This is a genomic window from Bradyrhizobium sp. LVM 105, assembly GCF_003957705.1.
Classification (GTDB): Bacteria; Pseudomonadota; Alphaproteobacteria; order Rhizobiales; family Xanthobacteraceae; genus Bradyrhizobium; species Bradyrhizobium frederickii.
Genome location: NZ_QZMV01000087.1, coordinates 1 through 1,293 on the forward strand (window position 1 = coordinate 1; position 1,293 = coordinate 1,293).

The window sequence follows — 1,293 nt, forward strand, 5'->3', positions numbered from 1 at the left end:
CGATTTGCGCCTTTGCCCACCCTAAGGCGGCGCCGCCCTCGTTTCCCTTTTCCTCCTTTCCCTTCCTTCCTTCCTTCTCCCCCCTCCCTTCCCTCCTCCCTTTTCCTCCTTCCTCCTTTCCCTTTTTCTTCTCCTTTCCCTTCTTCCCTCTTTCTTCCTTTCCCTCCCTCCTCTTCCCCCTCTCTCTTCTTCTCCCTCTCCCTCCTCCCCTCTTCCCTCTTCTCTTTTCCTTTCTCCTCCCCTCCTTCCCCTTTCTTCCTTCCCCTCCTTCCTTTTTCCTCTCCCTCCCTCTTCCTTTCTTTCCCTCCTTCTCTCTCCTCTCTTCCTCTCTTCCTCTTCTTCTCCCTTTTCCCCTCTTCTTTCTCTTTTCTCCCTCTTCCTTTTTCCTTTTCCTTCTCTTTCTTTCTCTCCCTCCCCTTCCCTTCTCTCTCTCTTTTTTTTTTCTTCCTTTCTCTTTCTCTTTCTCCCCTCCTCTTCTTTCCTTTCTTCCTCTTCCTCCTTCTTTTTCTCTTCTCCTCTCTCCTCTCTCCTCCTCCCTCCCTTTCTCCCTCTCCCCTTCTTCTCCCTCCCCCTCTCTCTCTTCCTTCCTCTCCTTCTCTTCCTCTCTCTCCCTTCCCCTCTCTCCTCTCTCCTCCCTTCTCTTTTCCCTTCCTCTCCTCTCTCTTTTTTCCCCCCTCCTGGCCTCTCTCTTCTCTCTTTTTTCCTTTCCCCTCTCCCTTTCCTCTTCTCTCTTCTCTCCTCTTCTCCTCTTCCCTTTCTCTCTTCTTTCTCTTCCCCCTCTTCCCCTCCTTTCTTTTTCCTTTTCTTCCCCTTTCCTCTCTTTCTTCTCTTCCCCTCTCCTCTTCCTTCCTCTTTTCCCTCTTCTTCTTCTTTCTCTCCTCCCTTCCCCCTCTTTCCTTTCTCCCCTTCTCCCTTCTCTTTCCTCTTCCTCTTTCCTTCTCTTCCCTCCTCTCCTTCCCCCCTTTCCTCCCTTCTCCCTCCTCTTCCTTTCCTCCTCTCTCCTTTTCCTTTTCCTCTCTCCTCCTTTTTTTTCCCTTCTCTCCCCTTCCTCTCTCTTCCTTCTTCCCTCCTTCTCTTCTTCCCCCCTTCCTTCCTCCCCTCTTTCCCCCTCCTTCTCTCTCCCTCTCTCCTCTCTTCCCTTCCTCTCCTTTTCCCTCCCTCTCCTTCCCCCTCCTCTTCTCCTCTCCTCTTCTTCTTCTCCCCCTCTCTCCTCTCTCCTCCCTTTCTCCCCTTTCCTTCCCCTCCTCCCTCCTCCTCCTCTTTTCCTTCCTCCCTCTCCCCTCCCTCCTTCCT

At 52.5% G+C, this 1,293-nt stretch carries 1 protein-coding gene; it reads right to left on the bottom strand.

Annotated features, from left to right (window positions below; all coding sequences use genetic code 11):
• A partial coding sequence (locus D6B98_RS42200; RefSeq protein ID WP_205680590.1) for a hypothetical protein occupies window positions 1-1,293 on the bottom strand: 1,293 nt, incomplete at both ends.